This is a genomic window from Citrobacter sp. Cpo071 (assembly GCF_030332765.1).
Classification (GTDB): Bacteria; Pseudomonadota; Gammaproteobacteria; order Enterobacterales; family Enterobacteriaceae; genus Citrobacter; species Citrobacter portucalensis.
The window spans coordinates 1-6,696 of sequence record NZ_JAOWHE010000083.1 but is presented as its reverse complement, the minus strand read 5'-3'; the positions used below and the strand labels follow the sequence as shown (position 1 = coordinate 6,696).

The 6,696-nt window shown below is 56.7% G+C and carries 9 protein-coding genes and 4 pseudogenes; 1 reads left to right on the top strand and 12 read right to left on the bottom strand.

The window, feature by feature from the left end:
- Positions 1 to 231 precede the first annotated feature (231 nt).
- The 3 genes and pseudogenes from OGY09_RS15265 to OGY09_RS25460 form a co-directional block, all read right to left on the bottom strand.
- The gene (locus tag OGY09_RS15265) at positions 232 to 474 is read right to left on the bottom strand and encodes a hypothetical protein (protein ID WP_000540588.1); all 243 of its coding nucleotides are present in this window, start codon (positions 472 to 474) and stop codon (positions 232 to 234) included.
- A gap of 58 nt (positions 475 to 532) precedes the next feature.
- A complete protein-coding gene (locus OGY09_RS15260; protein WP_000533253.1) occupies positions 533 to 856 on the bottom strand; it encodes a hypothetical protein in 324 nt (107 codons plus the stop codon).
- A pseudogene (locus OGY09_RS25460) lies at positions 810 to 1,081 on the bottom strand (single-stranded DNA-binding protein). Before OGY09_RS25460 ends, OGY09_RS15260 begins: the two are co-directional and overlap by 47 nt.
- 70 nt (positions 1,082 to 1,151) lie before the next feature.
- Here OGY09_RS25460 and OGY09_RS15255 point away from each other — a divergent pair.
- Positions 1,152 to 1,425: pseudogene (locus OGY09_RS15255) on the top strand (hypothetical protein); the annotation flags it as partial.
- Positions 1,426 to 1,700: 275 nt separating this feature from the next.
- On the opposite strand, the gene OGY09_RS15250 reads toward OGY09_RS15255, so the two are convergent.
- The 9 genes and pseudogenes from OGY09_RS15250 to OGY09_RS15210 form a co-directional block, all read right to left on the bottom strand.
- Positions 1,701 to 1,823: a Hok/Gef family protein gene (locus OGY09_RS15250; RefSeq protein WP_223200913.1), complete on the bottom strand. Its 123-nt coding sequence runs from the start codon at positions 1,821 to 1,823 to the stop codon at positions 1,701 to 1,703.
- Positions 1,768 to 1,920 (bottom strand): annotated as a pseudogene (locus OGY09_RS15245) (DUF5431 family protein); the annotation flags it as partial. The gene OGY09_RS15250 and the pseudogene OGY09_RS15245, both read right to left, overlap by 56 nt.
- A 117-nt stretch (positions 1,921 to 2,037) precedes the next feature.
- On the bottom strand, positions 2,038 to 2,556 hold the full coding sequence (locus tag OGY09_RS15240) for a hypothetical protein (protein WP_001178556.1): 519 nt from the start codon (positions 2,554 to 2,556) through the stop codon (positions 2,038 to 2,040).
- Positions 2,556 to 3,275, bottom strand: coding sequence for a plasmid SOS inhibition protein A (locus tag OGY09_RS15235; protein ID WP_015057108.1), 720 nt, complete (start codon positions 3,273 to 3,275; stop codon positions 2,556 to 2,558). Before OGY09_RS15235 ends, OGY09_RS15240 begins: the two co-directional genes overlap by 1 nt.
- Positions 3,272 to 3,706 (bottom strand): conjugation system SOS inhibitor PsiB, encoded by a 435-nt coding sequence (psiB, locus tag OGY09_RS15230; RefSeq protein WP_000845949.1) that lies wholly within the window; start codon positions 3,704 to 3,706, stop codon positions 3,272 to 3,274. Before psiB ends, OGY09_RS15235 begins: the two co-directional genes overlap by 4 nt.
- A 54-nt stretch (positions 3,707 to 3,760) precedes the next feature.
- Complete coding sequence (locus OGY09_RS15225) at positions 3,761 to 5,719, bottom strand: ParB/RepB/Spo0J family partition protein (RefSeq protein WP_015057110.1); 1,959 nt, start codon at positions 5,717 to 5,719, stop codon at positions 3,761 to 3,763.
- 63 nt (positions 5,720 to 5,782) lie between these two features.
- Positions 5,783 to 6,016, bottom strand: a complete 234-nt coding sequence (locus OGY09_RS15220) for a DUF905 domain-containing protein (protein WP_000005971.1) — start codon at positions 6,014 to 6,016, stop codon at positions 5,783 to 5,785.
- 55 nt (positions 6,017 to 6,071) lie between these two features.
- Positions 6,072 to 6,599: a single-stranded DNA-binding protein gene (locus OGY09_RS15215; protein ID WP_000290816.1), complete on the bottom strand. Its 528-nt coding sequence runs from the start codon at positions 6,597 to 6,599 to the stop codon at positions 6,072 to 6,074.
- 25 nt (positions 6,600 to 6,624) lie between these two features.
- A pseudogene (locus OGY09_RS15210) lies at positions 6,625 to 6,696 on the bottom strand (single-stranded DNA-binding protein); the annotation flags it as partial.

Here is a 6,696-nt window from a genome sequence, read left to right as displayed (position 1 = left end):
AACATCCGCGTAATGAAAGGGGCGGCGCGTAAGCGCGGCCCCTTTCAGCGCCACCGGCGTGCTGTCTTTTCCCGGCGCGGGCAGACGGGCATTTATCCTCCCGCCTGCCCGGCGTCTTCAGGCCCGCAGACAAATAATCATCTCGGGGCACGGGTATAAGCAAACATGCCGCGCGACAGCTCCCCGGGAATGCAGAAGACGCCAGCAACGTCTTCTGCTGGCGTGATTTGTTCAGACCTCTGTCGAACCGATCCATATACCATTCAGATAAGCATCAAATGCATCATTCCCCTCCTGCACTTCCTGCGGCTGAACAAGGTTCAGGCTTTCGTGTGTCCAGCCGGCTTCAGGTGCAGACACTTTCAGCAGAAGATGCCCATCAGAATCACAAATCTCCAGATCAGCAAACGTGTTCCCGGTCAGGATATCTGGTTCACCGGGTCGTTGATCTGTAACATATGTGATATATCCCATCCATTCTCTCCACATTAAATATTTCAGCACTATCCGGGACGACGGTGCGGCCCGATTTTCAGTATTCCAGAGCAAGTTCAGCCATCAGAGCATCTTTCGCTTCCCGTGCCAGCCTGGTTTCTTCCATCGTCAGAAAAAGCCCCTTTCGTGCAGCAGCACCAATGAATACCGGACGATCCTTCAGAGGAAGCCGGGAAAGATGATTCATCGCCATATCAAACAAATTCGCTTCATAAATTTCATAGTGCAGACCACATCCCCAATGAGCCTGCTTTTCCAGCCTGCTGATCACCACATCAGCCCGGATAACATCAAAGGGATTGCGGGAATGAATATTACGAATAAAGCCATCGGTACGTGCTGCTGACATATTTCTGCCCATCTTTAATACACCTCTGTTTTTTGCCCCCATCATCTTTTGAGTTTCGGGAGCCGCGGTTTTGACGTTTTGCGGGGACCTGCCTTTTATTCCCTCCGGTATTCACCATCACCTTTTTGAGAACCTTCGCCGCAAGGGGCATCACTGCCACGACCTGACGCACCTGTCCTGGGCAGAACGCAAAATTTTTTACCGGGTTTTAGGTAAAAAATTTTGTGGGCTGTTCATTTACCCTGGACAGTCAGTGCGGCAGGTTGTGGCTGTCTATGCCCCCGGCGACAGGGGCTTAAACAGGTGAATGGCACCGGACAGAACAACGGGCAGGGACCCGCCGCAACGACGTGAAGCGCGGTTTGCGAAACGGCGTTGCGCCTTACATCCCGGCGGCCTTTTGCCGGGATGCAGGGAGCGCAGGCCACGGCGCGACAGAGGCGGCGCGACCGGAACGGTCGCTGCAAGCCCGGGGTTTCGCGTCAGGGATGGAAGCCCGCCAGGGGGACGCCCGGAAAAGACACAGCCAGGAGAACAACAAAACAGACAATAATCAGGGCAGCAGTAATCAGAGTCAGAACAGGAGGAAAAAGAGAATAATCAAAGGGAAGGGATGTGATTTCTGACAGGTCATAAACAGAGAAGGCGGGGGAAAAGAACGGGCGCCGCAGGCGCGCGTTCTTCCCCGTTCCCGGAGGGAAACGGCCTTCCTGGCAGTCTGGTTGTTCATGCCCGCACAATGCCAGCAAGGAGAAAGGGGCCACCGGCGAACCAGCAGCCCCTTTATAAAGGCGCTTCAGTGCAGTCAGACCAGCATCAGCCCTGAAAAGGCGGGCCTGCGCCCGCCTCCAGGTTGCTACTTACCGCCGGATTCGTAAGCCATTGTTGCCGTAACTTCCCTGTATCCGTCCTTCAGCCGGACTTCGCACAGGCGATTCCGGGTCAGGAGTGTGAATATCAACAACGTGCAGCACACGATTAATACGCACCAGATAAGGGCGTTTCCCGGTAGTTTCATGGTTTACTCCTCCTTGCAATTTGCACGGTAAGAGGCCATACTGGTGTTGGTTAGACATACAGTGGGCCTCGTGGGTTAATGAAAATTAACTACGGGGCTTTCTGCTTTCTGCCACACAACACGGTAACAAACCACCTTCACGTCATGAGGCAAAAAGCCTCAAGCGCCGGGCACATCATAGCCCATATGTCTGCACCCTGTCAGCATCTGCACCGTTCTCCGTCACGCCCCGGATTTCCAGCCGACGCAGAGCACTGAACAGATAATCGCATTCAGCCTGTTTGTTTGCCCTGAACGGTTTCGCGACCGTAACCACCCACTGATGATTTCCGGGCCAGCCATGTACTTTCCTGACCCGCCCGTTAATCGCATACAGCAACCCCCAGCCCGCCGGTAAATCGGCCACGGTAATCACCCCCGGCTCGCAGAGATAAAAACGCCAGTCTCCCATGCCCTTTTCCGGCTCTGACCGGAACACCTTTTTCCGGTCAGCCAGGAAATCAGACCGTGAGCATTTCACCTCAATGAGACATGACGCTCCGTTACGGAAGCCCAGGGCATCAGGATGTTCACCGCAGGACGTCCATGCGTGAAAACGGTCACTGAACACCACCTTAAAGCCGTTGTTGCGGAGAAAACGGCAGGCCAGTTCACAAAGTTCCCTGTGTGTTTTCGGGTGTCTGGCGTTCTGCATCACGCCACCTCCCGGAGTTTGTTCGGGACCATCCACCGCTCCATCTCACGGACAGCGTGACCGGCCTCCCTTGCCGCCATACCAGCCTCTGCGATGACCTGCCAGAATGGCATATCCTGCCACTGCCAGCGTTCCATCCCGGTCAGTGACGGAAAACGCTCGCCCCACTGCCAGAACAGGGTTTCCAGGTCATGCTCTGCCACCCGGTCACTCCAGCGTGCATGCCAGCTTCCGACTGTTTCCGGCGAATGGAATGCCAGTTCGATTTCAGCCTGAGCGACCAGCGCCTGGTACGCACGGGCTTTCTGCTCTGCCTCCCTCGCCTGCTGACGGCTGTACTTCTGCATGACCAGTGCGGATTTATGGCGACTGCGTTCCCTGACACGAAACCGCACCGACGGAAACAACCGCTCTGCTGCATCACCGGGAAGGGGAAGGAGGCAGACCTCGCCCTGTGTTTCAATCAGCACATCGACGGCATACAGCCACTGAAGACGGTTGCCGTGCAGTTCTTCTGCGGTCAGGGACGGCATGAAAAATCGCAGGTCAGACAGCGATATCCTGCGGCTTCCGTTCAGACAGCGGAAAAACGCCCCCGCATACGGATATTCCGCCAGCGTGTTACCCTGATGGCGGCGTTTTTCTGTCTCCGCCACCGCCTGCCATGCGGCCTGTTGCTCTGTGCAGAGGGGAACCAGTGCCTGTGAACGTACGCTCATGCCTGACCTCCTTCCGCCATCAGGATATGGATGATGTCATTAACGCTGTACCCCTGCGCATCCAGTGACGCCGCCAGTGCCAGTGAATGGCTGACGGCTTCCGGTGCAAACCGCCGCTGCACCTGAACCACCGCAAACGGCTCACCACCGGCATTCACCAGAACCAGCACCCAGACCTGAGAGACATCGCCCGGTGAACATAACGCCAGGTGAAAACGTTCGTGGGCAGGCGTGAAACGGACCTGGACGGGGAAAAATCCGCCAAACTCGCTGCCGTACTCGCCGTTCATCGTCCAGTTGTCCGGCGCATCCAGTTCCCGCATCACGGCGTGTGTCAGCTCACGACGTTCATCACTTCCGGCAGCCCGGATATCTTCATATTCCTGTGCGCTCATGGTCTGTAATACATTCAGGGTCAGTTCAGTTTTCATCACAGTATCTCCCTTGCTGCCGCCCCGTCTCCGGCGGGGCGGTGTGGTTGTTCATCAGGCGGCATCAGCCAGGTTATCAGTGCGTTCAGTGGTATCTGTCTGTGGATGTGGTGCACACATCCAGCCAGGCACCCAGCGGTTGTCTTTCATATGGTGCTCTGCATGTTCAGCCGCATCACCTTTCTTCATCTTCTCTGCATCCCGTGCGGCACCGGACAGTCCGGCATCATTCAGGGCTGCGATAATCTGCGGCTTTTTCAGGTGTCCGAAGAAGTTTGCTTTTGTCGGCTGCCACCAGTCTCGCATGTGAAAGCCGATGGCGGTTTCCAGCGTGTCAAGCGGACTGCGTGACGTGTGACCACACTCACGGGTCTGGACACCGTTAAGGCTGCATGCGGTGCAGAAACTGAGCAGGGATAACAGCACCTCCTGACTGAGTGACAGGAATGTCGTCATGTCCCGTGACCATCCCTCCGGTAACAGGGCAGCAAGACGGGCTTTTTCTGCCATCAGCGCCATGAATGCGGCACCTTCCTTCCCCGATGGCGCATCGCTGGTCAGCGAATAATGTTTACATTCCAGGCTGATTTGTGCTGGTTTACTGTACGCTCCGCTGCCAAACACATTCAGGCAGAGCGTCCATGCCAGCAGTGTCAGGGATTTGTCCGGTTGCTGCATCAGTGCTGCCTGGACTGCCAGCGTGCGTTCGGAAGACATTTTCGTCAGCAGTGGCAGACTGATTTCCTCCACTGACGCTTTCTCCTGCACCTGTTCCGTACGGTCAGCGTCGTCAGCCACGTCATCCTCACTGCGCAACTGCACACCACGCTGGACACACACGTTGCCATAACGCCAGGACACCACCACTCCACCTCCGGCACGCATCTCCGGCGTCCACGCCCTGACCTTCGCCATGCAGCGCATCAGCTTCATTTCTGCTTCCAGCAGGTCAGATTCCTCACACTGGTTTTCCAGCGCGTCGTAACGCGTCATCAGTTCGTTCAGACGTTCTTCTTCCGCCTCCGTCAGCACCGCTTCCGGCTCCGGCAGACAGCGGTATGTTCCGGCATCCTCACGGCACTCACCGACAGGCTCCATGCGTCCGGCGCACCATTCCCAGCCTTCGGCTTCCCGAAGGAACTCTGCGACAGCCTGGAGTTTTTCCAGCAGGGCGGCATCGAGCGCCACGCAGTCCACATAGCCACCTTCGTCGTCGCTGAACAAATCGGTGCGCAGTTCGTCTGGCGAGAAGGCATCAGCCCCCACGAAGCGGAATTTACTGTTCCCCGCCACCGCCACTTCACTTTCGGTCACCAGACGACGAATGGTCTGTACTTCCGGTTTACCGCCCCATCCCGACTGACAGGCGGCTTCAAACACCTGCACCTGACGCGCGGTGTCGTTCTCCAGCGCCAGCGCCTGACAGTGTTCGGTGGTGATGCGGTCTTCTGCCAGCGCATCGAGGATGACAGGCGCAAGGTCAGCCAGTTTCAGCATTCGCTGAACGTGGCGGGGTGAATAGCCCAGCAAATCACCGATTTGTGCAGGTGTTTTGCCTTCCTGCGCCATTGCGCGGAATCCGGCAATCTGTTCGGCAGGGTGCATATCCCGACGCTGACCGTTTTCAGTCATTGATGCAGCCGTCGCCAGCTCCTGCGGAATAACCTTCACGCGTACAGGCCAGTCAGCCGGAAGGATGCCACGCTCTGCCAGCATGTTGAGTGCTGCCAGTCGGCGACCACCTGCGGCGACACCGTGGCGGTCACCAGGCAGGGCATGAACAACCAGATTCTGCAACAGGCCAACGCCCTTAATGGACTCCGCCAGTTCGCTGACGGACTCTGCGGAATACGGCACCGTGCGCACATTCAGCGGTGATTTAATCAGCGAGGCCAGCGACACGCTCACTTCCTCCGTCTGCTCCAGCAGGGCAGACAGGACTGTTTCCTGCGTTTTTGCAGGTTTACGGCTGGATTTACGCTCCGTTTTTGTCTTAGACTCTGTAACTGACATATATTTCTCCTTTGACCGGGATGGTTGTATGTCTGCCGGACGCGTTCCCGTCCGGCACCTCTCTTACTTAAGAATGCCGAAATTCCGGATGACATGGTTCATCCAGTACCCGGCACCGTCCTCAAAATTCCAGGTACGCCAGACCAGGCCACTGTTATTGCGGACAACCAGGCGAAAATGCGTTCCCTGATCATCCTCGATAAAGACATTCCGGTACTGTGCGGCAACGGCTTCAGCCTGTTCGCGGGTAAAGGAGCCGTCAGGCAGCCCCTGAAATATTCTGAAATATTCGCTCATCCTCATATCTCCGGTGATGCCCCGCACTGGACGGGGCGGTTGTCACTGTCTTTCGTTAGAACGGAATGTCGTCATCGAAGTCATACGCGGGTTCAGACGGCTGCTGAGGCTCCGGCTGCGCGGCCTTACGTCCACGGCCTTTCGTTTTCGCGCCACCTTTTTTCGGTTCCGGCTGTGATTCCGGCTGAGGCTGACCGCTGAACTGTTGCGCCTCTTCCGGCTGAGTCTGAGTACCTGCGGCACGTCCCAGCATCTGCATGGTGCCCGTGGTCTTAACAAGAATTTCAGTGACGTAACGGGTGATACCGTTATCTTCCCAGCTACGGGTACGGAGTTGCCCCTCGATGTAGACCTGCGCGCCCTTGCGCAGATATTCACCAGCCACTTCCGCGAGCTTGCCGAACAGCACCACGCGATGCCATTCTGTCTGCTCCCGCATCTCCCCCGTCTGTTTGTCACGCCAGCTTTCTGACGTGGCCACCTGCAGGTTTGCCACTGCGCCCCCGTTTGGGATGTAACGGACTTCCGGATCTTTTCCCAGACGACCGACAAGAATGACCTTGTTAATGCCACGAACTGCCATGATGTGTCTCCTTCTGTTGATGTTTTCAGCCCCCATCATCTGTTGAGTTTCGGGAGCCGCGGTTTTGACGTTTTGCGGGGACCTGCCTTTTGTTCCC

Bases quoted from the DNA above. Each gene is read 5' to 3' on its own strand.
- OGY09_RS15265 (WP_000540588.1), bottom strand. From the start codon at position 474: ATGGGATATATCACATATGTTACAGATCAACGACCCGGTGAACCAGAT.
- OGY09_RS15260 (WP_000533253.1), bottom strand. From the start codon at position 856: ATGGGCAGAAATATGTCAGCAGCACGTACCGATGGCTTTATTCGTAAT.
- OGY09_RS15240 (WP_001178556.1), bottom strand. From the start codon at position 2,556: ATGCAGAACGCCAGACACCCGAAAACACACAGGGAACTTTGTGAACTG.
- OGY09_RS15235 (WP_015057108.1), bottom strand. From the start codon at position 3,275: ATGAGCGTACGTTCACAGGCACTGGTTCCCCTCTGCACAGAGCAACAG.
- psiB (WP_000845949.1), bottom strand. From the start codon at position 3,706: ATGAAAACTGAACTGACCCTGAATGTATTACAGACCATGAGCGCACAG.
- OGY09_RS15225 (WP_015057110.1), bottom strand. From the start codon at position 5,719: ATGTCAGTTACAGAGTCTAAGACAAAAACGGAGCGTAAATCCAGCCGT.
- OGY09_RS15220 (WP_000005971.1), bottom strand. From the start codon at position 6,016: ATGAGCGAATATTTCAGAATATTTCAGGGGCTGCCTGACGGCTCCTTT.
- OGY09_RS15215 (WP_000290816.1), bottom strand. From the start codon at position 6,599: ATGGCAGTTCGTGGCATTAACAAGGTCATTCTTGTCGGTCGTCTGGGA.